Origin of the sequence: Tidjanibacter massiliensis (assembly GCF_900104605.1) — a bacterium.
In the GTDB taxonomy this organism is placed as follows: Bacteria; Bacteroidota; Bacteroidia; order Bacteroidales; family Rikenellaceae; genus Tidjanibacter; species Tidjanibacter inops.
Window position 1 is genome coordinate 1,898,618 of sequence record NZ_LT629960.1, and the last position, 24,196, is coordinate 1,922,813.

At 58.1% G+C, this 24,196-nt stretch carries 21 protein-coding genes; 4 read left to right on the plus strand and 17 right to left on the minus strand.

Annotation, left to right across the window (positions count from 1 at the left end):
• Positions 1-60: 60 nt before the first annotated feature.
• Positions 61-1,041 carry a 6-phosphofructokinase gene (gene pfkA, locus BQ5361_RS09055; RefSeq protein ID WP_022062891.1) on the minus strand — a complete coding sequence of 327 codons (981 nt, stop codon included), beginning with the start codon at positions 1,039-1,041 and terminating at the stop codon, positions 61-63.
• A 333-nt stretch (positions 1,042-1,374) separates the two neighbouring features.
• Here pfkA and BQ5361_RS10700 point away from each other — a divergent pair, with 333 nt between their 5' ends.
• The 4 genes from BQ5361_RS10700 to BQ5361_RS10705 all read left to right on the plus strand — a co-directional run bounded on the left by BQ5361_RS10700 (position 1,375) and on the right by BQ5361_RS10705 (position 3,921).
• Positions 1,375-1,512 carry a hypothetical protein gene (locus tag BQ5361_RS10700; RefSeq protein WP_022062890.1) on the plus strand — a complete coding sequence of 46 codons (138 nt, stop codon included), beginning with the start codon at positions 1,375-1,377 and terminating at the stop codon, positions 1,510-1,512.
• A 5-nt stretch (positions 1,513-1,517) separates the two neighbouring features.
• On the plus strand, positions 1,518-2,888 hold the full coding sequence (locus tag BQ5361_RS09060) for a hypothetical protein (RefSeq protein WP_035471296.1): 1,371 nt from the start codon (positions 1,518-1,520) through the stop codon (positions 2,886-2,888).
• A gap of 242 nt (positions 2,889-3,130) precedes the next feature.
• Positions 3,131-3,655: a glycosyltransferase gene (locus BQ5361_RS09065; RefSeq protein WP_035471294.1), complete on the plus strand. Its 525-nt coding sequence runs from the start codon at positions 3,131-3,133 to the stop codon at positions 3,653-3,655.
• 107 nt (positions 3,656-3,762) lie between these two features.
• Positions 3,763-3,921 carry a hypothetical protein gene (locus tag BQ5361_RS10705; RefSeq protein WP_154818440.1) on the plus strand — a complete coding sequence of 53 codons (159 nt, stop codon included), beginning with the start codon at positions 3,763-3,765 and terminating at the stop codon, positions 3,919-3,921.
• Between the two features lie 167 nt (positions 3,922-4,088).
• Here BQ5361_RS10705 and BQ5361_RS09070 read toward each other — a convergent pair whose 3' ends face one another.
• The 16 genes from BQ5361_RS09070 to BQ5361_RS09150 all read right to left on the minus strand — a co-directional run bounded on the left by BQ5361_RS09070 (position 4,089) and on the right by BQ5361_RS09150 (position 24,117).
• Positions 4,089-5,552 (minus strand): BACON domain-containing protein, encoded by a 1,464-nt coding sequence (locus BQ5361_RS09070; protein WP_035471292.1) that lies wholly within the window; start codon positions 5,550-5,552, stop codon positions 4,089-4,091.
• Between the two features lie 362 nt (positions 5,553-5,914).
• The gene (locus BQ5361_RS09075) at positions 5,915-10,114 is read right to left on the minus strand and encodes an acyl-CoA dehydratase activase-related protein (protein WP_035471290.1); all 4,200 of its coding nucleotides are present in this window, start codon (positions 10,112-10,114) and stop codon (positions 5,915-5,917) included.
• A 412-nt stretch (positions 10,115-10,526) separates the two neighbouring features.
• On the minus strand, positions 10,527-11,036 hold the full coding sequence (locus BQ5361_RS09080; RefSeq protein WP_035471287.1) for a hypothetical protein: 510 nt from the start codon (positions 11,034-11,036) through the stop codon (positions 10,527-10,529).
• Between the two features lie 255 nt (positions 11,037-11,291).
• A complete protein-coding gene (locus BQ5361_RS09085; protein ID WP_143047550.1) occupies positions 11,292-11,828 on the minus strand; it encodes a hypothetical protein in 537 nt (178 codons plus the stop codon).
• 204 nt (positions 11,829-12,032) lie between these two features.
• Positions 12,033-14,633, minus strand: a complete 2,601-nt coding sequence (clpB, locus tag BQ5361_RS09090) for an ATP-dependent chaperone ClpB (RefSeq protein ID WP_035471282.1) — start codon at positions 14,631-14,633, stop codon at positions 12,033-12,035.
• 275 nt (positions 14,634-14,908) lie between these two features.
• Positions 14,909-16,183: an ATP-dependent Clp protease ATP-binding subunit ClpX gene (gene clpX / locus BQ5361_RS09100; protein ID WP_022062880.1), complete on the minus strand. Its 1,275-nt coding sequence runs from the start codon at positions 16,181-16,183 to the stop codon at positions 14,909-14,911.
• The gene (gene clpP / locus BQ5361_RS09105) at positions 16,173-16,862 is read right to left on the minus strand and encodes an ATP-dependent Clp endopeptidase proteolytic subunit ClpP (protein WP_022062879.1); all 690 of its coding nucleotides are present in this window, start codon (positions 16,860-16,862) and stop codon (positions 16,173-16,175) included. Before clpP ends, clpX begins: the two co-directional genes overlap by 11 nt.
• A 391-nt stretch (positions 16,863-17,253) precedes the next feature.
• On the minus strand, positions 17,254-18,585 hold the full coding sequence (locus BQ5361_RS09110; protein ID WP_035471276.1) for a trigger factor: 1,332 nt from the start codon (positions 18,583-18,585) through the stop codon (positions 17,254-17,256).
• A 217-nt stretch (positions 18,586-18,802) separates the two neighbouring features.
• Positions 18,803-19,147 carry a hypothetical protein gene (locus tag BQ5361_RS09115; protein WP_035471274.1) on the minus strand — a complete coding sequence of 115 codons (345 nt, stop codon included), beginning with the start codon at positions 19,145-19,147 and terminating at the stop codon, positions 18,803-18,805.
• 125 nt (positions 19,148-19,272) lie between these two features.
• Positions 19,273-19,731, minus strand: a complete 459-nt coding sequence (locus BQ5361_RS09120) for a hypothetical protein (RefSeq protein WP_035471271.1) — start codon at positions 19,729-19,731, stop codon at positions 19,273-19,275.
• 3 nt (positions 19,732-19,734) lie between these two features.
• Positions 19,735-20,202 (minus strand): hypothetical protein, encoded by a 468-nt coding sequence (locus BQ5361_RS09125; protein WP_022062875.1) that lies wholly within the window; start codon positions 20,200-20,202, stop codon positions 19,735-19,737.
• 131 nt (positions 20,203-20,333) lie between these two features.
• On the minus strand, positions 20,334-21,245 hold the full coding sequence (locus tag BQ5361_RS09130; protein WP_035471265.1) for a DMT family transporter: 912 nt from the start codon (positions 21,243-21,245) through the stop codon (positions 20,334-20,336).
• A 92-nt stretch (positions 21,246-21,337) separates the two neighbouring features.
• Entirely contained in the window at positions 21,338-21,895 is a 558-nt protein-coding gene (locus BQ5361_RS09135; protein WP_052130925.1) for a PH domain-containing protein, read from the minus strand.
• Complete coding sequence (locus BQ5361_RS09140) at positions 21,892-22,596, minus strand: 2-C-methyl-D-erythritol 4-phosphate cytidylyltransferase (RefSeq protein WP_035471263.1); 705 nt, start codon at positions 22,594-22,596, stop codon at positions 21,892-21,894. The genes BQ5361_RS09135 and BQ5361_RS09140 overlap by 4 nt, the downstream gene beginning before the upstream one ends.
• Positions 22,593-23,675, minus strand: a complete 1,083-nt coding sequence (locus BQ5361_RS09145) for an NAD-dependent epimerase/dehydratase family protein (RefSeq protein WP_035471260.1) — start codon at positions 23,673-23,675, stop codon at positions 22,593-22,595. Before BQ5361_RS09145 ends, BQ5361_RS09140 begins: the two co-directional genes overlap by 4 nt.
• Positions 23,668-24,117, minus strand: a complete 450-nt coding sequence (locus BQ5361_RS09150; RefSeq protein ID WP_022062870.1) for a pyridoxamine 5'-phosphate oxidase family protein — start codon at positions 24,115-24,117, stop codon at positions 23,668-23,670. The genes BQ5361_RS09145 and BQ5361_RS09150 overlap by 8 nt, the downstream gene beginning before the upstream one ends.
• Between the last annotated feature and the right edge of the window lie 79 nt (positions 24,118-24,196).

Below are 24,196 nucleotides of genomic sequence, written 5' to 3' on the forward strand. Positions count from 1 at the left end.
TGAGAGGCCCCGTACCTTTCGGGTACGGGGCGTTCGTTTCTGCGGGCATGTCCGCAGCTTTTATATGGAGAGCATTTTGATGGTCTGTATCAGGTCGCGGTTTATCGGCTTGTCGTCGCGTATCGCCTTCGAGAAGGGGACATAGATGAGTTTGTCGTCCTGTATGCCTACCATGACGTTCCGCTGTCCCTCGATGATGGCGTCCACCGCCGCTTCGCCCATCCGGGTAGCCAGAATCCGGTCGGCCGCCGTGGGCGAACCTCCGCGCTGGATGTGACCGAGGATGGTGACGCGCACCTCGTACTCCGGATACTCCTGCTTCACCCGTTCGGCGAGCCCCATGGCTCCCCCCGTCACTTCGCTTTCGGCCACGAGTACGATGCTGCTGCTTTTGCTCTTGCGGAAACCGTTCTGAATGAGTTCGGCCAACTGGTCTACCTCGGTGGCGATTTCCGGTATGATGGCCGCCTCCGCACCGGTGGCTATCGCGCCGTTGAGGGCAAGGAACCCGGCATTGCGTCCCATCACTTCGATGAAGAAGAGCCGTTCGTGCGACATGGCCGTGTCGCGTATCTTGTCCACCGCCTCCATGATGGTGTTCAGGGCCGTGTCATAACCTATCGTCGTATCCGTGCCGGAGAGGTCGTTGTCTATCGTTCCGGGAAGGCCCACAATCGGGAAGTTGAATTCGGCCGCGAACTCCCTCGCTCCGGCCAGCGAACCGTCGCCGCCTATCACCACGAGCGCGTCGATGTGTTCGCGCTGCATGTTCTCGAACGCCTGCCGGCGTCCTTCGGGGGTCTGGAACTCCTTGCTCCGGGCCGTTTTCAGGATGGTTCCGCCGAGCTGGATGATGTTGCTTACGTTTTCCGTGCGGAACGTTTCAATCTCTCCGTTCAGGAGTCCCCTGTATCCGTGGTAGATGCCCTTGACCTCGAAGCCGTTGTACAGGGCGGTACGGGTCACCGCACGGATGGCGGCATTCATGCCGGGGGCATCGCCGCCGGATGTCAGTATGCCTATGCAGTTAATACCGAGCATATCGTTTGTTTTTTAATCGAATATCGTTCTCTCCGGGATTCAATAATCGTGCAAATGAAGGTCCGTTTCCCTTTTTGCCGTTCGTACGGGATGCAGACCACGGTGCAAAATTACCATAAAATACACGAGTAACGGTCCCTGCTGCCCTTTTATTTCATTTGCAGCGGTGCGGCCTCTCCATGTTATTTGCGGTCTTTCGCATCTCTTTGGCAGGACCGGGGGAATATAATTGTGATATTATTGCGTCCTTTTATATTATTTTAATAAATTTGTATTCGTATAACTGTCAGGCGGTGTGCAATGTAACCGCCGGAAATTGAAAAGTTGCGCATGATGGAAAAAGAGATTTACGCCGCTCCCGTCGCGGAGATGGTGGGAGTGGCGTGCGAGGGGGGCATCGCGCTCTCCTATGGTGCGGAGGGGGCCGCCGGCGGTGACCTCCGGGTGGATGATACGGATTTGGAATGGTAAGGCGTATGAAACATGGTTATGTGACGGCGGCATGCCGAGTGGGTGTGCTGGCCGGTATTGCGGCTCTGGCGGCATGTGCCGGAACCGGGGAAGGAAATGACGGTCGGAACGGCGTACGCATCGTATCGGGTGCCTATCCGGACGGGGAAGGTACGCGGGTGGCGTACGAATACGACGGGGAAGCCCATCGCGTGGTGTGGTCGGAGGGCGATGCGCTCCGGGTGGCGGCTTTTGCGGAGGGGGCACGTGTGGCCGACGGCGGCAGGCTGTGGAGCCGTTTCGACATGGTGGCCGATGGCGGTTTCGATGCCTCGTATATGTTGTTTGCGGGGGATGCCCTCGTTCCGCCGGATGCCGGGCCGTTTTCACAGCAACGGCTCTATGCCCTGTATCCGGCCGGTATGCTCGTCGGGGATGCGGACGATTCGCTGCTCTTTCCCGCCGTACAGGCGTACTCCCCGGATGCTTTCGATACCGAAGCCGTGCTGATGGTGGCCGCTCCGGTGGAGGCGGAGATACCGCAGGAGGGTACGGTGCATACGGCTCCGTTCCGATTCGCTCACTATACGGGTTACCTGCGGCTGTCGCCGAAGGATATGCCGGCGGCCCTGTCGGATGAACGCGTCAGCCGTATCGTGCTGGAGAGCCTGGAGGGGGTTCCCATGGCCGGCGGTTTTACGGTGTCGATAGACGATGCGGGCGGCGGCTGGACGCTGGTTCCCGGTGCGGATACGGAAAGTACCGTAACCCTTGACTGTTCGGGCAGCACCGTAACGGTGGGGGAACTCGGTGACTGCTGGTTCGCTCTGCTGCCGGGGAACTACGGCAGGGTGGCGGTCACCGTCGCTACCGAATCGGGTGCGGCCGTACGGATGGAGCGGGACGGACTCGCAATGGCATCCGGGGTCATCAAGGTGCAGGATATCCATTTCGGGAGCGGCGATACCGTGAGCCGTACCTTTACCATGGACGGCGGCGACCTCGGTATACGGGATTATGTGAACGGGGAGACGCTGACCGGCACGGAGAATGGAGTGGAGTTCGGCTTTCTGAAACTGAAATATACCGTGTCCGGGAGCGACAAGTACATGGAGTTCGGCAAACGGGGCGGAATGCTGTGGAATACCGCTGCGCTGCCCGGCCGGGTGGTGAGCGTGGAGGTGGATTGTACGGAGGCATATAACTCCCGCTTTATCGAAGTCGGTATGGGAACCTCTTCCGGGACGTACGAATATACCCGGATGGGTACTACGTCCGAGTTCAACAGTTTCGAGGCACCGGACGGAAGCGATTACCGGTACGTCAGTATCGAGAATACCGGTACCGCTGCCGCCGTCGTCCGGAGTATCAGGATAATCTGCGTGCAGGCCGGGTGACCTGCGCCCTTTTCAGCCCCCGTAAGGCGACAGCCCGGCACGAATTGCCGGGCTGTCGTGGTTGAAGGCGGGCCGTTGTCTTTTGTATCTATCCCGTGTTCATACGGTGTCTTTGCTTTTTCGGAGCATTAATTTATGCGTATAATATATATTAGGAAAATTCTTTGTTTCTTTGCAGCATCGAATTTTCAGATTCACCGTGAATGATTAGCATTGTTACGGCCATTCACAATTAAATCGGCATGAATCGGCTTTTTTATGAAACGCTGAAACGAAATACCCGCAATGTTTACGAGCTGATTATTATCGACAACAATTCGACCGACGGGTCGCGCGAATTTTTCCGGGAGCATGCCGATACGGTGATTGAAAACCCCGGCAACTACTCCTACCCTTATTGTCAGAATCAAGGCATTGCCGCCGCCCGTTACGACTATCTCGTTTTTCTGAACAACGACGTGCTGGTGCCGGCAGGATGGGATGAACATCTGCTTCGGACGATGCACGTCAGCGGAGCCGATGCCATCTCTCCCTGTTCGAACGACGATATGGAGTCGCGGGCTGTCCAGCGCCGTATCAATACCCGGTGGAAATATGTAAAGTATCCGCTGCTTAAGTTGTTCGGGACACGGTATGCTGTGCTGCGGTTGATGAAAAGGCTGATGTATCCCGATTTCGAACGGTTCGCTGCCGTCGCTGGGAGCGGTTCGGCGAACGGACGGCCGAGGGGTTTACCGGCTCCTGCATCCTGCTTACGCGCCGGGTAATCGAACGGGTAGGCCCGTGGGACGAACGTGTACAGGCGGCCGATTTCGATTATTTCTGTACCCTCAAACAATATTGCATAGGGCATGGGAAGGAGGGCTTGCGTCCCATGTGCGTGGCATTGGGCGTCTATGTCCATCATTACCAGCGCCTCACCTTCAAGGTGAAGCATCCCTCTTATCTCGATTCGGCGGGCATGGTCGAATTCCGCGACAAATGGGGCGGCCGCGAGGCTGCTCTGCTGGCCGATATCGAGGTGAACCGTTAGCCTTTTCCCGGCCGGGGCCGTCGTGTGGAGCGGTTGGGTCCTGTCGGAAATAGGGGCGGTCAGCGTTGGGTTGTTCCGTAGGAAGCGTTTTTCGTCCGGCGGGAAATTGTACGGCAAGGGCAGACCCGTCCATGGCCTGCCCTCGGATTCGTTGCAGAGTGGTGCCGTCACTTCGCCGGGTTGGGTGCCACGTACCAGTTGGGTTCGCTTACGGTCGAGTCGGGTGAGATTCCCCAAAGAATGAATTCGCTGCCCGGTTCGCCGGTAGGAATGACATATTGTACGAATCCGGCTGCCGGCAGATAAAGGCCGTATCGCTCCATTACCCATTCCTGGATACTGCCCAGATGTTCGCCCGTTTCGATATTGACTACCGCTCCGGCGGTGGTGAAGACGCTCGGTGTGCCGATGAAACCGATGCCGTCGTCGGTAGCCGTCATGCCGCATCCGTCTCCGAACTCGCTGAAAACGTGTGTTTTCTTAGTTTCGGTATTGAAGAACGCCGGCCAATAGCTCTCGTTGATTGTTTCCCCGTTCTCTGAGATTGATTCTTCGCGGTACGTGCCTGCGATGTATTTGCCGCTCGGACTGGCCTGATAGGTTCCCGCCCAGCTTATCATACCGTTCACTATATTGTAGTCGTATGTGCCGCCGTAACCGTCGGACCGCTGGACAGTGGTGACTGTCCGCACGTCTTCGCCTACGTAATGGACATTGCCCTCCTTGTCCCAATAGACCATGCCGAAGTCGAGGTTGTCCCAAATCGTCCCGTAGGCAATCGAGCCGTCGGCGGAGATGCCGCGGGCGATAATGCCCATGCTGTGCGGTTCGTTGCGGTAGTTGAGCTCCGTCATGGGCAGTTCGCGCACGGTGCCGTTTTCGGATATGAGCGGCACATACATCGTTTCGCCCTTGCCGGTTGCTCTGCCTACCCATTTGGTGCCGTCGGCACTGGAACTGTTGACCTGTATGGTGGCGTATCCGGCGACTTCGGGAATGAAATAGTTGCGTTCGTGCATATCGAATGCGAACATGTCTCCCTGCCCGTTTACGACATACATCAGGCCCTGGCTCGTTACGCAGCTTACGGAGGTAGGCAGTATCAGGCTCTCCGGATAGGGGCCGAATTCGGTCCGTTCGCCCGTGCGCAGGTCGATGAAGACCACCGTCATTTTCGAGTAGCTTTCGTCGTCGGCCGTGGAGTAGTATCCGCCCACGATGTTGCCGTCGGGCGAGATGGCCGACGAATGGAGGTCGTCGAGCTTACGGTATATTATCGGCAGGGTAGTGTCGCCCAACTGTGTGACCTGGATGCGTGCCGTGGCCTGGCCTGCCGTGACGGTCACTTCCGTACTCCTTTCCGCTCCGGTCAGGTTCTCTTCGGGGGTGAGAACGAGTGCCGTTCCCTGTCGTTCTGCTTGTAGCCAACTGCCCGACGAGCGTGCTTCCCAATTGTCGGGTGAAGTGATTACCTCTATCGTAAAAGGCATGTTGTCCGTATGGCGGAAGGTACAGGCGGCATCGCTGAGCCGGACGTAATGCGTTTCGTTATTTGCCGGATTGCTGCATCCCGTCAGCGTTCCTGCAAGGAGGAGCACTATGGGAATGATACGGCGGATGATGTGTTTCATGACCGAATAAGGTTTGCTAAGTGGAATTTAGGTTGTCTTTGTATCGATACGGTTTGCAAGTTACGAATGTCATATTTCATTTCAAATGATATATTATAAATTTGTTTGATGATAAAAATATCACAGAAAGGGTGGAAGATACAGATGCTCGGAGAGGGTGTCGCGGATGGAAGAAATGGGGTAGGGGGGAGTCGCCCTCCGGTCGGGGCAGCCGGCTGAGGCGGCAGGAATGCCCTGTTTTCCCGTTGTTTCCTCTTTCTGCCGTCCGGTGAATGGAAGAGAGCGATATCAGTAAAAGGGACAGCCCCGCCGTACCTGTCGGCAACGGGTACGGCGGGGCGGGCGGGGGAATGGGCTGCAGTTTACCGGATGTTGTCGGTGAGGAGCATCAGGCGGTTGGTGACGTTCACGTCGCTCACACCGCTGTCGAAGTCGAGCGAAAGCAGGTGCATCTGCGGGTAGAGGGTTTTTATCCGTTTCTCGACCCCTTTGGATACGATGTGGTTGGCGATGCAGCCGAAAGGCTGCAAGCTGACGACGTTGTTCACTCCCGTGCGGGCGAAAGTGACGATTTCGGCCGGCAGGAGCCATCCCTCGCCGAACTGCGCTGAAAGGGAGATGACTTCCCGTCCGCGTTCGGCCTGTTCGTAGATGTTGTGGAACGGGGTGAAGTACCGGAACGCCGAAGCGTCGCGGTTCACCTGCTCCATTTTCCGCCACAGCAGGCCGTAGATTTGCCGCAGCATGGCGAGCGGTACGGGAGAACGTTGGACGCCGGTACGGTGCTTCACGCTACGGTTTACAAATGCCTCCATGAAGAAATCCGTCAGGACGGGCGGAACGACCTCCACGCCGTGTTCTACGAGCCAACGGACTACCCGTTTGTGGGCGAATGAGTTGAATTTCAGATATATCTCCCCGACGATGCCCACCTTCGGGAGCGTTTTCTCCTCGATGATGGCGTCGAAACTGCGGGCGGCCTCTCCGACGAGGCCGTAGAGCTCGCCCACCGCATTGCGGGATATGGCCTCTTTCGCCTTTTCGAGATATGCTTCGCGCAGACGCATCGCCTCTCCGGGGCGTATCTCCCGGACGGCGGCCGAGTGGTAGAATTTCGAGATGCAGTCGCCCAGCAGGACGGCCGCCAGCGCGAGCGGAAGGAATTTCGCCCAGTTCAGGCCGAAGCCCGGCTGGGGGTTTACCGACGAGCCCATGCCGAGCGAGATGACCGGTACCTGTGCATAGCCCGCCTCCACCATGGCCCGCTTGAGCAGCGCCACGTAGTTTGTCGCACGGCACTGACCGCCGGTCTGCGTGATGATGACGGCGGTTTCGTCGAGGTCGTAGCGTCCCGAATCGAGCGCCTTAATCAGGTCTCCCACCACGAGGGTGGCCGGATAGCACACTTCGTTGTTGGCGTAGCGCAGGCCATACTCCGCCGATTCGTTGTCGCTTTCGGGAAGCTGTACGATTTCATAACCCGCCTGTCGGAAAGCGGCCGGTACGAGCGGTGAGACGTAGTCGGTGAAGAAAGGCGCCAACAGCGTGCGTCGCCGTTCGGATTTGGTGAAGGTCTTTGTCGTGACGAACGGTTCGGGTCGTTCCCTGGCGGTATTGCCGAAGCGGATGCTTTCGATGACGGAGCGTACCCGGAGTTTCAGGGAGCCGATGTTGTTCACGTCGTCTATCTTGAGGAGTGTGAAGCTTTTGCCGTGCCTTTGCAGGACATTGCGCGTTTCGTCGAGCAGGAAGGCGTCGGGCCCGCAGCCGAACGACGTGGTCTGTACGAAATGTACATCCTGCTGCGCCGCCGCCCAGTGTGCCGCCCGCAGGATGCGGTTGATATAGCTCCACTGCGTGACCAGGTGCGAATCGGCGATGCCCGTCGTACTGTCGCCGCGGACGATGTCTTCGGTTATCACCGTAGCCCCCATGTCGGTTATCATGTCCGAAATCTTGTGCTGGACGAGCGGGTCGGTGTGGTAGGGGCGTCCGGCGAGCAGAATGGTGACGCCGCCGGCGGCACGGCTTTCGGCCAGCGCATCGCGGTTGAGGGTCGCGATACGCTGTTCGTACTCCTCCTGTGCAGCGAAGGCGGCCCGTATCGCCCGCCGTACCGTCGTGCTCTCCACGCCCAGTCCCGTGAGGTATTTGCGGCAGGCGGCCCGCAGTTTCTTTGCGTCGCGGAACGTCACCACGGGCGAGTCTACCGGTACCTCCGGCATGATGGCGTTGCGCACCACCTCCGGATAGCCGGCCACCACCGGGCAGTTGTAACTGTTGCGGGTGTCGGGTCCTTCCGGTTTTTCATACACCGCCCATGGATAGAATATCCGGTCTACCCCCTTGGCGGCGAGTTCGTAGATGTGGCTGTGGGCGAGTTTGGCCGGGAAACAGATGTTGTCCGACATGACCGAGTGGACGCCTGCCTCGTAGGAGCGGTAGGTGGAGGGGGAGGAGAGAACGACCTCGAAACCAGCCTCCGACAGGAGGGCGTGCCAGAAGGGGTAGTCCTCGTACATGTTGAGGACACGGGGTATGCCGATGCGTCCGCGGGGCCCGGCGGGACAGGGCCTGTCGAAAAGGAGCGCGTTCTTCTCCGCCGATACGTTGCGCCCTTTCGCCGCTCCTGTGCCGCGGTTGGAGAAGACCTTCTCGCATTTGTTGCCGGAGTAGTAGGTGTGGTTCCCGGCGAAGGTGTATTTCGTGATGAAACAGTGGTTCTCGCAGCCGCCGCACGTCAGCCTGCGCGAGGTGTGGGAGGCCGAGGCCAGCAGGCTGTCGAGGCTTGCGGCCGGCTTCTTCTTCGCGGCGGTACGGGCGTACAGTGCGCATCCGTAGGCCCCCATCAGTTCCGGCATGTCGCTGCGCGATACTTCCGCACCGGTGAGCAGTTCCAGCGCCCGTACGACCGAATCGTTGCGCATGGTACCTCCCTGCACCACTATCCGGTCGCCCAGTTCTTCGCGTTTCTTCAGTTTCAGAACCTTGTAGAGGCAGTTCTTGACCACCGAATAGGAGAGCCCGGCTGCGATATCGGCCACCGTAGCCCCTTCGCGGAGTACCTGTTTCACTTTGGAGTTCATGAAGACCGTACAGCGCGTGCCCAGGTCGCACGGCCTCTCGGCAAGGCATGCCTGCGCCGCGAAATCGGCGACCGCATACCCCAGCGAGTTGGCGAATGTCTCGATGAAGGAGCCGCAGCCCGATGAACAGGCCTCGTTGATTTCCATGCGGCTGAGTACGCCGTGGTCCACGAAGATGGCCTTCATGTCCTGTCCGCCGATGTCGAGTATGAACGATACCTGCGGGTCGATGTCACGGGCGGCGAGATAGTGGGCGATGGTCTCTATGATGCCCTCGTCGAGGGAGTAGGCCGCCCTTATCAGGTCTTCGCCGTATCCGGTCGAACAGCTTCCCCGGATGCCGAGCGATGCGCCTTGTTCGGCACATGCGGCGGCGAGTCGTTCGAGTCCCTTGCCGACCGTGCCGATGGGGTCGCCGCCGTTCGGGGCGTAGTAGTGGTAGAGCAGATTCCCTTCGCCGTCCGTGACTGCTATCTTGGTGGTCGTCGAACCGGAGTCGATGCCGAGGTACGCATCCCCGGAATATCCCTTCATTTCCCGTTTTCTCATGCGGTTTCCGGCCTTCGAAGCTATCCATGTACCGTATGCCTCTGCGGAGGGGAAGATGCGCGGCAGACGCGGCGTTGCGGAGAGCGGGGCCGTTCCGGCCGGCGGCCGCGATATGAATTCCGAGAGTTTCATCCGGCCGCTTCCGTCGCAGTGCAGTGCGGCGCCCCATGCGGGGATGAGATTGGCCCGGTCGGGTACGCGGAAATCCTCTTCCGGAAGTCCGAGGTGGTTGATGAAGGCCTGCCTCAGGGCGGGGATGAAGGTCAGCGGGCCTCCGCAAAAGAGGATGCCCGGTTTCAGTTCGCAGCCGTGGGAGAGGGTCGTGACGGTCTGTACCGCTACGGCGTGGAAGATGGATGCGGCGATGTCGGTTTTCGGGACGTTCTTGCTGATAAGGTTCTGTACGTCGGTTTTGGAGAAGACGCCGCACCGCGAAGCGATGGGGTGTATATGGGTCGCCTGTCCGGCCAGCGTATCGAGCTCGTCTATCTCCGTGCCGAGCAGCAGGGCCATCTGGTCGATGAATGCGCCCGTTCCGCCTGCACAGTTGCCGTTCATGCGCAGGTCGGCCTGTCCGTCGTCGCGCAGATAGACGATTTTCGCATCTTCGCCGCCTATGTCTATGATGGTCGCTATGCCGTGTTCCCGCTGCCTTACGTATTGGACGGCGGCGATTACCTCCTGTACGAACGGTACCGCGAAACGTTCCGCAATACCCATTCCGACCGACCCCGTCACCGTTACCGCCACCTCCGGGTCGCCCAGACGGGCGGCGGCATCGTGCAGCAGGCCGGAGACGACTCCGTCGATGTCGGCCTGATGGCGCCTGTAGTCGCAGAATGCCACTTCGCCCCGTGGGTCGAGTATCACTATTTTGGCCGTGGTCGAACCGACATCCAGGCCAAGCCTGTAGCAGTTGTTGTCCATATCGTTAGTTCCCCTTTCATCTTTCATCGAAACAGAACCATGACCGGGACCGCGGGGGCCGGGCCATGTGTGCATACCTACCGTTCGTTCTTGTGGAGGTGAGCCGTTTCCGGGAGGAATTGCGGCTGTCTGCGGTGTGTATCACACGGCTCCCACACCGTGACCGACAAAAATACGAAAAATACGTTGTCGGAAATAGCCGTCCCGGTGCGGAAAATATTTGCTGGCGGCGCAAACGTATGGATACCACGTGTTTTTTCGGGACACCGCAGTCGAAAATAGGTATTATCGCTGAGGTCGGCCCTCCTTGTGCGGCTTTCGGGCGACAGGGATTGCGGGCCGTTCTCGCACCCTTACGGCAAACAGGGTGCCGTAACGAAACGGCACCCTGCGGCAAATGTTCGCGGAGAGGTCAGTTGAAGCGGAACCCGATGCTGACGTAGAGGCAGAGACGGTCCCTGCCGGTGTTGCCGAGCGACTGGTAGTAGCGTACTCCGAGTCCTACGAGCGGTTTGAAGTAGGCGGAAGTGCCCCATTTTGCACACAGGTCGTAGTAGAGCGACCGGTGGTATTGGGTGTAGACGCTTCCTCCGAAAGCGGCGCTGAGGGATACGAGCGTGCCGTGACCTGACAGGATGTTGTATCCGGCGCTGATACCCATCCGGAAGTTGTTCTCGTAGTTCTGTACGCCGTCTGTGCGGAACAGCTCGTTGGAGAGGGTGAGGGGGACTCCGACGAAGAACCGTCCGTCGAACGCATAGCCCGGCGTGAAAGCGACATCTATGGGGCTGAATCCCGTATTCTTTCGGAAATTGTTTCCTATCTCCGTCGATACGGAGTACATGAAACCCCGTCCCTGCCCGGTCGCCGTTGCAGCGAAACAGAGGAGTGCGGTCAGTACCGACAGCCATTTCATTTTCATGTCTATTGCGGTTTTGGTTGTGATTATGATTACAGGTTCGTCCCGATATCAAAAACAGGCATTATTCCTGTCAGTTCCACGACTTATATATTCCGTTTTCAATTGCTCTCCGTATGTGGAAAATTACGGGGGCAGAGTGGCTTCCGTAATTGCTTTCGGGGGGAAGTATCGTTTGCGGTTCCGTGCCGCCTGCCTGATAGGACGGGTGCCGTACATCGGACGGCCTTCCTGCGGGGCGGCGGTGTACGGAGTATGTCAGTTGAACCGGATGCCGATGCCGGCATACATGGTGTGATAACTTTGCCCGGCAGTTCGGTTGGATTGATAGTACCTGTAACCGAGCCCGATGGAGAACTTCGTTCGGCGGCCCAGGTGGAAGAAGAATCCTCCGTCGTAGTAGACATATTTACGGATACTGGCGGTTACCGTTCCCCCGATACTTCCTTCGATGCCCAGTGTCAGCACACCGTTCGACAAAAAATCGCAGGCGACCGTTCCGCCTATCAGCAGGGGCCTGTCGAACGTTTGGGTTGGCGTTCGGTAGAGTTCGCACGCGACAGTGAAAGGAACCCGGACCGAGAGCCAGTTGTTGAAAGCGTATCCGGGCGCCAGCATGAAATCTACCGAACTGAAATCATACTGCGCCGAATAGGGCCGATTGGTACTTACCTGATACCGGGCGGTTGCTTGGAATCCTTTCTGTTGTACCGGATACGGGGCGGTGTGCTGCCCGGAAGCGGGAGCGGTACAGAGACCTGTCAACACCAGTAGCGTTAAGAGTGGGTTCTTCATGGTGTAGGTTGTTGGTTAGTTAGTTTGCAATGTCGTATGACAAGGTTCTATAACAAATATACAAAATAACCGGATATGGTATTCGTCGAATAGAGTTTTTTATTCGGTAGACGGCCGTCAAAACAAATCCCCTCCGGACGAAAATTCGTCCGGAGGGGATTTCCGTAGTTTCGCTCTCCGCAGGGAGCGTGCTGGTGGTTACTGTCAGTTTCTGTAGGTCAGCGTATCGTTTGCGGCGTCTATGACGATGGGCCGCTCCTTCTCCACGTCGCCTGCCAGAATCTTCTTCGAAAGGTCGTTCACGATGTAACGCTGTATCGTCCGCTTGACCGGACGGGCACCGTACATCGGGTCGTAGCCCTGACGGGCCAGCCACTCCTGTGCCTTGGGCGTCACTTGCAGTTCGATGCCGTTCTCGGCGAGCATCTTCGTGAGCGAACGTATCTGTATCCCCACGATTTCGTAGACGTTCTCTTTCGTGAGCGGCGTGAACATCACGATTTCGTCGATACGGTTCAGGAACTCCGGCTTGAGCGTCTGCTTGAGCATGTCGATGACGTCGCCCCGCGTGCGGTCTATCACCTCCTGCGGAATTTTCTCGCCGTCGTATCCCCTCGAGAAGTTGTCCATGATGAGGTGCGAGCCCATGTTCGAGGTCATGATGATGATGGTGTTGCGGAAATCCACTGTCCGTCCCTTGTTGTCGGTCAGACGGCCGTCGTCCAGTACCTGCAGCAGGATGTTGAAGACGTCGGGGTGCGCCTTTTCGATTTCGTCGAGCAGTACGACGGAGTAGGGTTTGCGCCTCACCGCTTCGGTCAGCTGGCCCCCTTCGTCGTAACCGACGTATCCGGGAGGCGCTCCGATGAGCCGTGATACGGCGTGCCGTTCCTGGTATTCGCTCATGTCGATACGCGTCATCATGTTCTCGTCGTCGAAGAGGAACTCCGCCAGCGCTTTCGCAAGTTCGGTCTTGCCGACGCCCGTGGTGCCGAGGAAGATGAACGAGCCGATAGGGCGGCGTGCATCCTGCAGTCCGGCCCTCGAACGGCGGACGGCATCGGCTACGGCCGATATGGCTTCATCTTGTCCCACGACGCGCCGATGCAGCTCCTTTTCGAGGTTGAGCAGCTTTTCGCGTTCGCTTTCGAGCATCCGGCTGACGGGGATGCCCGTCCATTTGGCCACCACTTCCGCAATGTCCTCCGCATCGACCTCCTCCTTTATCATGGAGCCGTGCGAAGAGCTGGCTTTGTTCAGCTCCTCCTGCAGGAGGGCTATCTGCTCTTCCGCCTCGCGTATCTTGCCGTAACGTATCTCGGCAACCAAACCGTAGTCGCCATTGCGCTCGGCCTCCACGGCCTGTTGTTTGTACTCTTCGATAAGCTCCTTATTCTTCTGTATCTTGTCGAGCATACCCTTTTCGGACTGCCATTTGGCCCGCATCTCGCTCCGTTGGGAGTTGAGTTCGTCTATCTCGTGCGAGAGCTCTTCGATGCGTTTCGTGTCGCCTTCGCGGCGGATGCCCTCGCGCTCGATTTCCAGTTGGCGCACCTTCCGGTCGAGCGAGTCGATTTCCTCCGGTACGGAGTTCATCTCGAGCCGCAGCCGTGCCGCCGCCTCATCCACGAGGTCGATGGCCTTGTCGGGCAGGAAACGCGAAGTGATGTAGCGGTGCGAAAGCTCTACGGCGGCCACTATCGCCTCGTCTTTGATACGTACCTTGTGGTGGTTTTCGTAACGTTCCTTCAGACCGCGGAGAATGGAAATCGCGTCGGTGGTCGAGGGCTCGTCTATCATCACCTTCTGGAAACGCCGTTCCAGCGCCTTGTCCTGTTCGAAATACTTCTGGTATTCGTCGAAGGTCGTCGCGCCGATGGTGCGGAGCTCACCCCTTGCCAGGGCCGGCTTGAGAATGTTGGCAGCATCCATGGCACCCTCACCCTTACCGGCACCTACAAGGGTATGTATCTCGTCGATGAAGAGGAGTATCTCGCCTTCGGAAGCAGTCACCTCCTGTACGACGGCTTTGAGCCGCTCCTCGAACTCGCCCTTATACTTCGCGCCGGCGACCAGCGCCCCCATGTCGAGCGAGAATATCTGTTTGCTGCGCAGGTTTTCGGGTACGTCGCCGTCCACGATACGGCGGGCGATGCCCTCCGCGATGGCCGTCTTGCCCACGCCCGCCTCGCCGACGAGGATGGGGTTGTTTTTCGTCCTGCGCGAAAGAATCTGGAGTACGCGCCGTATCTCCTCGTCGCGTCCGATGACGGGGTCGAGTTTTCCGGTGCGTGCCATCTCGTTCAGGTTGATGGCATATTTGCCCAATGCGTCGAATACCTGTTCGGAAGTTTGGCTGTCTATCGAGCCGCCTTTGCGGAGCTCCTTTATCGCCGCAATGAGCTCTTTTTCCGACACACCGCTCCCCTTGAGCAGTTTCGCCACATCGCCGCCGTCGGCCACCAGGCCGAGAAGCAGGTGCTCCACCGACGCGAATTTGTCCGCGAAGGTCGAGGTGTAGTCCACCGCTTTCTGAATAACCCGTGAAGAGGCCTGCGAAAAGTAGTTCTCGCCGCTGCCTGATACTTTCGGAAGTGCATTTATCCGGTTCTGTACTTCGCTGCGGAGGGGCTGTACGTTCACCCCTATCCGCGACAGCAGGTAGGTATCCAGCGCGTCGTCCTCGGCGATGAGCGCCGCAAGGATGTGCACCGGTTCGACCGCCTGGTTGGAGGCTGCCGAAGCGATGGAGAATGCCGATTGCAGAGCCTCCTGTGCTTTAATTGTCAGTGTGTTTATATTCATATGCCGTTTTTTGTTATTGCTTTTTTCCGTTTTCCTTTTACAGCAAATAATTTGCCAATCGTGGCTGCTGTCATTCTGTCATGTGTGGCAGTCGGGCCTTTTACGGCGGAGCCTGTCCGGAGAATACGTGTGTCCGGCCGGATTGGAACCGGGTTCGTTCGGAGTGTCCGGCATAGGCGGACAGGCTGCGGTTACCGTTTCCGCTTTTGCCGTAAAACGGAGAACGGGAAGGCTGTCGGCCTTCCCGTTCTCCGCTGCCGGTCGGAGCGGTTTCGTCATCCGGCTTTCCGGATATGCTGGAGTTCGGCCTTTTCGACGTTCGCCTTGGCGTAGGGCAGGCGGATATGAAGGCTCTTCCTGTTCTTGGAAGGGGTTTCAAACATCGCATCGGTCATGATGGCCTCGCATATCGAACGCAGGCCGCGAGCTCCCAGTTTGAACTCGATGGCCTTGTCCACGATGTAGTCGAGTACATCGTCGTCGAAGGTCAATTTGACGCCGTCGAGTTCGAAGAGTTTGACATACTGTTTGATTATCGCATTTTTGGGCTCGGTGAGTATCATGCGCAAGGCCTTGCGGTCGAGCGGGTCGAGGTGGGTGAGCACCGGGAGCCTGCCGATGATTTCCGGAATGAGCCCGTAGGCGCGCAGGTCCTGCGGTGTAAGGTACCGGAGCAGCCGATCGTTGTCGAAAGCGGCCGTATCGGGCGTGTCGTAACCTACGGCATGGGTGTTCAGTCTGCGCGAAATGCGTTTGTCGATACCGTCGAAGGCACCTCCGCAAATGAAGAGGATGTTCGACGTATTGACCTGTATGAATTTTTGGTCGGGGTGTTTGCGTCCTCCCTGAGGCGGAACGTTCACGACCGTGCCTTCGAGTATCTTCAGCAGTGCCTGCTGTACCCCTTCGCCGGATACGTCGCGCGTGATGGATGGGTTGTCGCTTTTACGGGCTATCTTGTCTATCTCGTCGATGAAGACGATGCCCCGTTCGGCCTGCGGTACGTTGTAGTCGGCAGCCTGGAGCAGACGTGTAAGGATGCCTTCCACATCTTCGCCCACATATCCCGCTTCGGTGAGCACCGTGGCGTCCACTATCGTGAAGGGAACGTGGAGCATCCGGGCGATGGTACGTGCCAGCAGCGTCTTGCCCGTTCCCGTCTCCCCTACCATGATGATGTTGGATTTGTCTATCTCCACCTCATCCTCTTTCCCCGTTTCGGCCTCGGCGTGCATGAGCCGTTTATAATGGTTGTAAACCGCTACTGCGAGCGTCTTTTTCGCATCGTCCTGTCCGATTACGTATTGGTCGAGGAACTCCTTTATCTCGGCAGGCTTCATGAGGTCTTCCCGCTGCAGTTTGGTCTCTTCGCGGAGGAGCTGTTCCTCGGCCATCTGTCTGTCCATCAGGGTTTCGTATCCCCGTTCTATGCACTGGTCGCATATTGCGGCACCGTCTGCACCGGAGAACAGCACCCCTACCTCCGTTATCGGCAGGCCGCAGAACGAACACTTGTCCGCTTCGATGTATGTCCCTTTGTTATTTGCCATTGTCGCGTTTTTTCTTGCTGGTAACTATGTTGTCGACGAGGCCGTACTCCACCGCCTCCTGCGCAGTCAGCCAGTAGTCGCGGTCGGCGTCTTTTTCGATGGTCTTGATGTCCGCACCGCTGTGCCGTGCGAGAATCTCGTAGAGCTCCTTCTTGAGCTGGATTATCTGCCGCGCCGTTATCTCGATATCGGATGCCTGTCCCTGGGCGCCTCCCATGGGTTGGTGTATCATGACGCGCGAGTGGGGCAGGGCGGTGCGCTTGCCCTTTTCGCCCGCGGTCAGCAGTACGGCCGCCATGCTCGCCGCCATACCCGTACATATCGTGGATACGCTCGGTGCGATGAGCTGCATGGTGTCGTATATGCCAAGCCCCGCATAGACCGAACCGCCGGGGGAGTTGATGTATATCCGGATATCCTTGCTGCTGTCGGCCGCCTCGAGGTAGAGCAGCTGTGCCTGGATGATGTTCGCCACATCGTCGGTAATGGGGGCGCCGAGGAAGATTATCCTGTCCATCATCAGGCGGGAGAATACGTCCATGGTGGCTATGTTGAGCTGGCGTTCCTCGATGATGGTCGGCGACACGTAGTCTGTAACGGACGAGGTGTAATCGTACAGCGTGTGCGAATTGATACCGAGATGGCCCGTCGCGTATTTTTCAAAATCGTTCTTCTTCATGAGCGTAATTTTTAGATTGGCGCAAACTTGCGTGAATATACCGTTATAACGCGCGGCGGCAGCGGTTCATTATGCATGGCTTCGCTGCGGGCGAAACCGCTTCTTTCGCGCCGTACCGGACGACGTTCTCTGCCGTTTGCTGCGTCTGCCGCCGGTGCCGGCTCTCCTTCGGGAGGCAATTATTGTGCCGCCCGAAGGCTCCTTGTACTCGTCCGGCGGGGCTTTCTCTCCGTGGAGAATACCCGGGGGTCTGTCGTCTTTTCCGGTCTCCGGCTTTTCTCCGGGCCGCTCGTTTTTACGGTTCGGCGTCGTCGGGGTTCTGTGTTGAGAAAGTTTTCCCCGTGCCGGAGTGCGGTACGGGGAAACGCATGGTATGTCCGTGCCTTGAAGACTATTTCGTCATGGCCTCGAATATCTTGCCGAGCTCCTCCGGTGTCACCGATTTGTTGGAGACCTTTACGAGGGGCGTTACCGCATCCACTATCTTCTTTTCATAGAGTCTGTCGAGTATCTTGTTGGCCTCCTCCTTGTTGCCGAGGATGGAGTGGGCATACTTCGTGAGCGTTTCGTCGCCTACGTTGGCCATGCCGTACTGTGCGAACTGGGCGGCGGCGTAGGCTTTGGCCTCTTCCAGCATCTCGTCCTGTTCCACTTTGATTCCGAAACGGTCGGCGAGTTTCTTCTGTACGAGGTTCCACTTCATCATCCTGAGGAATGCGGGGAACTCCCTCTCGATATCCTCCATCGAGAACTTGCCCTCGTTGATGGTATAGAGCCACTTCTTGAGGAACTCTTCCGGCATGGAGGGGTTGGCCTTCTCGATGAGGAAGTTGCGTACTTCGGTGGTGAATACGTAATCCGTTTCGCGGGCGAGGTCGGCGGCCACCTGTTCGTCGATGTACTTTTCCAGCCCCTTTTCGTCTTTCACCGAGCCGTCCGGGAAAACCATCTTGAAGAACTCCTCGTTGAGTTCCGGTTCGGCGAATTTGCGTATCTGTTTGATGGTGAACTTGAATTCGGGATTGACCGCTTCCAGCTCCTTCTCCTTGACGCCCAGCACCGATGCCCGCTGCGATGCGCTCGGATAGAGCTCATTGACATTGACCGTCAGCTCGTCGCCCACTTTCTTGCCGATGAACGGCTTGCGCTGTTCGTCGTTCATGGAGATAAGGCCCACGTAACCCTCCTCGACCTTGATTTCGCCGTTGTCGAGGATACCTGTGAGCGCTTCGTCTGCTGCAACTTCGTCCACATCAACCAGCCGGCCGTAACGGCGCAGGAAATTGGTGCGGTAACCCTCGCGCATTTCGTCGGAGACCTTGATTTTGTACTTCGTGAGTTTATCCTTTTCGGAGAGTTCGATGTCGATTTCGGGCGCGAGTCCCACCTCGAAGACGAATTCGTGTTCGGTATTGTTGTCGAAGTCGAAGGCTCCCTGCTCGTCGCTCGGCAGGACGTCACCCACGTAGTCTATCTTCTCCTTGTCGAGATATTCGAAAACCGCGTCGGATGCCATCTTGTAGGCCGTTTCCGCTATCGCGCTCTTGCGGTATGTCTTGTTGATGATGCTCATGGGCACCATTCCCGGACGGAAACCCGGCATGTTGGCCTTGCGGCGGTATTCGCGCAGCTTCTTCTCCACTGCTTCGTTGTAGTCGGACTCGCCGACGGTAACTTTGATGACCGAGACCTGGCCTTCGCGGTTCTCTCTTGTGATGTTCATTATCTGTGCGTTTGATTTTGATTGTTTTCTCTTCCCCGTTTCGCTTCGGCCGCAAACGCTCCTCCGACCGGTTCGGCGGCCTGCCGTTTCTGCGACGCAAATCCGTTTATAAACGTCTGAAAAGGCACTTTATGCGGGTTGCAAAGATAATATATTTAGATGCCGGGAGCAAATTTTAGGGCCACAAGATTGCGGGACTCGCCGGCGGCGCTCTGCGCTACTCCACGAAAGTTACCGAGGAGAGCAGGCAGCGTGAGAATGCCACGTATTCGTTCCGGTCGGAACGGTAGCAGAGCGTCATGGCCCGGTCGTTCAGCCGTTCGATGCGGAAGTAGCACTCCATGCCCTTGCCTGAGACGGAGATGATGCCGCTTTCGGTATCCACACTGTACGTGCATTGAGTCTCCAGGGCATACGCCGTTTTGAGGCTCGTGTTTTCGTCCGTGTCGTTCCGTTTCCTGAATACGGACATCGTATGGCCCGCCTTCTGAAAGAAGACCGCGCCGTTCGGGTCGGCCAGCATTTCGGGCAATCCGTCGGCGTTTTCCGCGAAGTCGGCCACCGTCCACAGGCAGTCGTACAGATATTCGTAGGATATCGGTGCGGCATCCGGCCAGCAGCAGGGCTGCTGCGAATGATACGGAGAGGATAAAGCGTTGCGCTATCGTTTTCATTTTTTCGGTTCGGTTAATTTTCCGGAAAGGTTTCCGGGTGTTTGTCGAGATACTCTTCCCGGGACATGACGGTAACGGATTCGGCCGGGACCTTGATGAATTTTACGGTCTCCCCGTCGTCCGTTCCCAGCGTGAGGGTGGTACTGTTGAGTACGAGAATGTCGTACCATGCGTCAGGAAGCAGGCAGAGCCGCCCGTTCCGGACGTCGATGGCGTATTGTGTATAGGATTGGATGGATGTATCGTAGTATGCGTCGTACCGGCCGGCCTTGTCCGGACCGGAGCAGGCGTAGTAGAAAAGACTTTCGGAACCGGAGAAGCGTACCAGCAGTTTGTTTTCGTCCTGTTCTTCCCGCCAGTATCCCTCCGTCAGGTCGTTCAGCAGCGCCTCTTCCTTCGTTGCGTCACAAGACTGGAGCGGACAGAGTGCCGGGATGGCGGCCAACATGAGAATGAGGTTTTTCCAGTGCATCGTTTATCTCTTTTGTCCGTTGTGCGGAAGCCCCGCAGCTCGTTCCCTTTCCGGAACCGCGTCCGTGTCCGCATGGAACCGAAGGTCGAGGCTGCCGGTGACCCCCTCCAGCCACAGCCGCTCGACCGATATCTCCCGTACGGTGAACGTTCCGTATGAATCTATCACCATCTCCGCGGCTTTGGGGGTGTAGATGTACCGCAGTTGTTCGACGGGCTCCGAGGCGGTCCCTTCCCCTTCTGCGGCGAAGACCGACAGGATGCCGTCTTCTCCGAATATATAGAGGAACAGGGCGGATTCCGCATCCCTCTCCGGAACGGTGTTCTGCTGTATGTCGGGCGTGAAACGCTCCCCACACCACACCGTCGAGAGAAGTATCTCCATATTGACTCTCCCGTCGTCTCTGCTCGTACAGCCTGCGGCCATCATACAGACCGCTGCCACCGTTATGAAGTGTCGTGGACGGAACATTTTCTGATTTGTCCTGTTATTTTCCCCTGTTGTCCAAATATCCGAAGTAATACAAAAGTAATGTTTTTTTCATTATTTACCAAAAAATGACATTGGCATGTCCGGCGGTACGTTGCCGGGCGGCTGCCGGTCTATCTCCTGCGGATGAACGGGATGTTTTTCATCGCTTCGGCGACGTGTTCGGAGAGTATCGTGAGCGTTACGGCGCCGATTATCAGCAGGATGCCTGTGACCAGCCGGCCGGTCAGTGGTTCGTTGAAGACGGCGACGCTGATGAGGACTGCCACCACGGGTTCGAGCGAACCCATGACCGCGGTCGGCGTCGAACCGATGAGTTTGATGGCATTGACAAGCGTTATGAGCGAAATGACGGTGGAAACGAGCGCGAACAGCAGGATGTTGATGCCCGTGCCGAATGTCATGGCCGGGGTGAACGAATCCCGCGAAAGGGCCCGCAGCAGGAAGAAGGCGGCGCAGAACAGCATGGAGTAGAAGGTGACTTTCGTCCCCTCCATCTTTCTGACCGAGGATTTGTTCACGATTATCATGTAAAGAGCATAGGCGAGGGCCGAGAGCAGTACCGCCACCATTCCGGCGGGATTCATCCCGCCCTCCCCGCCGGTTCCGTTGAGTACGCCGACACCCAGCAGCGCGAGGGCTATCGCTCCCCACATCACCCATGAGAGTTTCTCCCTGAAGAAGAGTCCCATTATCAGGGCCACGAAGACGGGATACAGGAACAGAATGGTCGAGGCCACTCCGGCGGACATGTAGTCGTATCCCACGAACAGGAAGTGGGCCGAAAGCGAATACATCACTCCCAGAACGGCGAGCGTCCCCAGCTCCTTTCCCGAAACGCGCATGGCGCTCTTTTTAGCGAACAGGTAGACGCCGATGAGGATGGCGCTGAACAGAAACCGGTAAAAAAGCGCGGTATCGAACGAATAGCCGGCATGTTTGATAGGAAGTGCGAAAAGCGGTATCGTGCCGTATGTGACTGCCGATATGCAGGCGAGCGTGTATCCTTTGGTCTTGACGTTCATGGCATGGTCGTGCCGCGAAAGGCGGACGCCGCAAATTTAGGATATTTTGTTCTAACGGGGAAGGGGGGCAGCGAAGCGGTATCTCCGCTGTGTCATTCGCCGGGGGCCGAATCGGAGTAGTAGCGGATGGCTCTGGTAACGGCGGCTACGAGGTCGTCGGGAGCCGGGCTGCTGATGATGTAGCGTTTTTCGTAGGCGTCCGTAATTTCGATGAAGTTGTCCCACTGCTTGCAGTAGAGTTTCAGCGTTTCCCAGCTTTTGCCGTCGATGTAGTAGCCGTAGTAGCCGAAAAAACCGTAACTGCCGAAGAAGACGAACTTCTTTTTCATCGCTTCGGGCGGGATGCGCCGGATACTCCGCAGGTCGGCGTATTTGATATGGGTTATCTCCACGATACAGCGTATTTCCAGCGCCGTATCGCCCACCACCACCCTGCGGGGAATGGACATGACGTAGAGCAGGACAACTGCCCCGAGCAGGGAGACGGCCCATGCCGTGATGTAGCCCCCCTCCCCCCAGAAGAACCATACGGCGGCCAGGATGGCGGCCAGTAGCAGGAGCCAGCATACCGTGAGCCGGGCAGCCCTGCGGTCCATCCGGCCGTAGTCGAAAGTGCGGAAGGTGTCTTTTACCGTTGTGTGTCGTTTCATAGGCTGTCCGTCTCTTTCCCGTCCCCCGCATGCCGCAGGATACGTGCTATGAGGAGGTCTGCGGGCGAGGTTATCTTGATGTTGGTGCGTTCGCCCTCGCAGAGCGTTACCTGTTCTCCGTTCGCCTCCACCACCGAAGCGTCGTCGGTGAATTCCGGGCGGTAGTCGGCCTTGTAGGCCCTGCGCAGCAGGTCGGCGCGGAAGACCTGCGGCGTCTGTACCGCCCGCAGCGTCTCGCGGTCTACCGGCCTGCTCTTCCCCGTCGTCGCATCGACCCTCCGGAACGAATCGGCGGGGCGTATGGCGGGGACGGCCGTCCCGTACCGTTCCGCCGTTGCGACGCATGTATGGATGAGGCGTTCCGTGACGAGCGGTCTTACGCCGTCGTGCACGGCGATATAGTCGCACGGACCGAGCGCTGCGATTCCGTTCCGGACCGATTCGAAGCGCGTTGCCCCGCCGGAGCATAGCCGGTGGGTCTCCGATATGTTCCGCTGCCGGCATATCTCCCGCCAGCGTTCCGTTTCGGCGGCGGGAAGTACGACGACGATTTCGCTGTCCGGCAGCGCCGCGAGAAATCTCCGCAGCGTCGCTTCCAGTATGGTCTTCTCTTCCTCCAGAGGGAGAAACTGTTTCGGTACGGCGGCTCCCATTCGTGTGCCCGAACCGCCAGCCACGATGATGACCGAGATGTTCGTCATGCCTCTCTCTTCTTTTTTCTGTTTCGGGAGGCTGCGACCACCCGTTCCACCGTTTCGGGGAGCGGCGTATAGGCGAAGTCGCAGTACCTCGTTATCTTTGAACCGTCGTAACGTGTCGTCCGCAGGACGCTGCCGAGGTTCTCCCGTGTGACGCCCCGGTCGCGTATCAGATGCAGTGCGATGCCTGTTCGCATACAGCCGTATGCGAAATCGACGGCCCCCTTCCCGATGCGGATGAAAGGACGCGGCCGATGGGCGGCCCTGGCGCCGAGGGTGATGAGTTCCCGATAGCTCAGGTCGCCGGCCGAGAGGATGAACCGCTCTCCGACGGCCTGCGGGGCTGCGTCGAGCAGCACCATGGCCCTCGCTACGTCGCGTACATCGACGTAGGACATCAGCCCTTCGGTATAAAAGGGCTGTCCGCAGCTGATGGCGGGGATGAGCGCCGCGCTGTTGTTGCCTGTTGTATCGCCCTCGCCGAGTATGACGCCCGGCGAAACGATAACGGTCGGGAGTCCTGCCGCCGCACCCCGGCGTACCTCCTGTTCGGAGTAGTATTTGCTCTGTCCGTAAGCCGCATAATCCGTCACGCTTTCGGGGTCGCACTCCTCCGTGACAGGGAGGACGGGGCCCGTCGGATTGCCGAGGGCGGAGATGGAACTCACGTGTATCAGTTTGCGTACGCCGGTGGTCAGGCACCAGTCGGTGACGGAACGGGCGATGGCCACGTTGTTGGCGATGAGCTGTTCCGTGGTCATGTCGCCCGACATGATACGCGCCGCACAGTTGAATACCGTATCGATGTCCCGTACCTTTTCGTCCAGCCGGACGGGGTCGGTCAGCGGTGTTTCGATGATTTTCAGCGCGCCTTCGGGGGCGTGTACGCCGAGCCTTCGGAGGGCGGCCTCCGTGACGGCGATGCGGCCCGCATCGCGTACCGGAAGCGTGATGTCGGTGTAACCGGCACGGAGCAGTTCTGCCACGAGATGGCTGCCGAGCATGCCCGTCGCCCCGGTGACTGCGATGCGTCGGCCGTGAAATTTTCCAAGGTCGGGAGCGGTGTTCCGTGCGTTATTCATGCCACAGGAGTTTTTTGCCGAAACCGAGCCGGTTGTCGGTGAATTTCATGGAGGTCGGACGCATCGTCCACAGCGTGAGGTCGGCCACGACGGCGTAAGGAAATCTCCGCAGGTAGGCACTGCGGGCCTCTCCTGCAACTTCTCCTTCGGCGAGGGCGGCGCGGCCGAGTATCTGGAGACCCTGCACCTGACCGACGGTGCGCGTTTCGAGGACGATGGTGGCCGCTACGCGTCCGTTCAGGTACATTTCGCGGTAGTGCCTCGTGCGGTCGTCGGAGGTGAATACGAAAAGGTTGCGTTCCGGAATGTAGGCATAGAAGAGGTTGGCGCAGTAGGGCCCGCATTCGGTTGCCGCCGACGCGATTGTCATGACGTGGTGGCGGCCGATGAACTTGACGATGCGTTGGTCTACCCCGTTGTCCGTATGTTTCCCGTTTGCCATGTACGTAATCGTGCTCTTTCCTGCCGGATATTCTGACCGAAGACCCGGAGCGAATCGGTTCAGGCCGGGATTTTCTTCC